General features: G+C 35.9%; 2 protein-coding genes. Both read left to right on the forward strand.

Annotation, left to right across the window (positions count from 1 at the left end; translation table 11 throughout):
• Window positions 1–1407 (forward strand): AAA family ATPase (locus ABZA26_RS13905; RefSeq protein WP_372715093.1); only part of this gene is annotated, 1407 nt, incomplete at its 5' end.
• A 9-nt stretch (window positions 1408–1416) separates the two neighbouring features.
• On the forward strand, window positions 1417–1960 hold a 544-nt coding region (locus tag ABZA26_RS13910; RefSeq protein ID WP_372715094.1), incomplete at its 3' end, for an ABC-ATPase domain-containing protein.

Here is a 1960-nt window from a genome sequence, read left to right on the forward strand (position 1 = left end):
CTAATGGAAAAAACCGAAGAAGAGCTCATGACCATGGATGACCTCAAAGAGAAGCTCCGTCTGGATGTGAAGAAACTGGCAGAACTCTTGGAAGACATGAAATCAAAAGAGGAAAAACTGATAAAAGGCATGAAGGTAGTGGAGATGGAGATCAAAGAAGAGGAGCTCTATATCTCAGAATACAAGAAGCAGGAGAAAAATGCCCAGGGTAAAAAACTAGAGATAGAAGAAGTAATGGATAACCTCAGAAGCACTATAGAGGAAGATAATAAAAAAGTAATGAAGCTGAAAGATGAGATAGAAAGTATAAAAAATGATTTTTCAGATAAAAAGATAAACTTCCTGAACAATAAGGAAAAATTGAAACAGATTCAAAGAGAGCTTTTAAAAGAGAAAGAGCTGCAGAAAGAGATGGAAGGACAGAGAAACATGTTGTCTGAGAGGGTAGAAAAACTTTATGGCGGTATAGAGGAGCTATCAGAAAAACTTGATGATCTGGAAAAATCCTTTGAAAATGAAAATGTGAGATACGAAAAAGAATTCATGGATATAAAGAGCAAGAAAAACAGGTATCATGAACTTGAAAAAGAGGAAAGAGAACTCATAAAACAGGTAAAAAATATTGAAAATAAAATAGTCATAGAGAATAATAAACTGTCGCAAGAGTTCTCTAAAAAAGGTAACCTGGAAATAGAGATAGAAAACCTAAAGGGCAAACTTCACGAACTTGAAGAAGCAGAGGCTAAGTCTGTAGAGGGTGACCTGAAAGAAGCAACTGAGAGACTCATGAAGCTAGAGGTAAGGATAAAGGCTTTAGGTCCTGTAAATCTCTTGGCTATAGAGGAGTTTCAGGAGCTTAAGACTAAATATGATTTTGTCCTGAGTCAGAGGAATGACCTTATGAGTAGTGAAAAATCCTTGAGAGAACTCATTAAAGATATAGAGAGCATTATAGAGATGAAGTTCTTTGAAGCCTATAAGTCCATAAATGAAAACTTCGGATATATGTGCAGAGAGATACTCAGCAATTCTGAAGGGAAACTAGAGCTAACAAATATGGAAAATCTTCAAGAAACCGGGGTAGAACTCCTGGTGAAATACAGAAATAAAAAACGTCAGTCCATAACCCTGTTGTCTGGGGGAGAAAAATCTATGGTGGCAGTGGCCTTCATAATGGCCATATTTATGTACAAGCCAAGTCCCTTTACTTTTTTTGATGAGATTGAGGCCGCTCTAGATGAGACCAACACAAAAAAATTGATAAGAAAATTGAAGGAGTTTACTGATAAATCACAGTTCATCCTAATCACTCATAATAAGGAGACTATGAAAGAATCCGACACTCTCTACGGTGTAACTATGAATAAAGAGATAGGTGAATCTAGGATAATATCAGTAACAATGTAGGTGATTGTTTTGAAAAATTTAGAAACCATATTAAAAAGAATAGACGGAAAAGGTTATAAAGCCTACAACGATATAAAGGGAAGTTATAAATTTAAAGATTATACTCTAAATATTTTAAAAGTTCAGGGAGATCCATATGCATCTCCCTCTCTTTTTTCGTGTGAAATAGACCTGATAAAATACGGGTATAAAAAAGAACTTTATGACAGAGCATCCAGAAAAGTAGCTTTTGAAGACTATGTTCTCAGAAGAATCAATATATTTCTCAGAGAGAGAAAGGTCAGAGGTTCCAGAAATGTAAAGGGTGCAGACCTATCCATACTTTCTCCGGGACAGGAGATACTGAAGAGAAGTGCAGTGGACATAAAAGAAGATATTCTGACCTTCAGGTTTTATGTAAATCTTCCTGCCAGGGGAAGGACTGTTCTCGGGAAAGGAGCACAGAATCTAATTTTTAATGAAGTTGTAAAAATGCCGTGGGTACTTAAGAAGGGAAATATTAATGGTGAGCTATTACAAAAACATATAGAGGTAAATGAGAGAGCCTCCATGA

This window comes from Ilyobacter sp. (assembly GCF_041583315.1).
In the GTDB taxonomy this organism is placed as follows: domain Bacteria; phylum Fusobacteriota; class Fusobacteriia; order Fusobacteriales; family Fusobacteriaceae; genus Ilyobacter.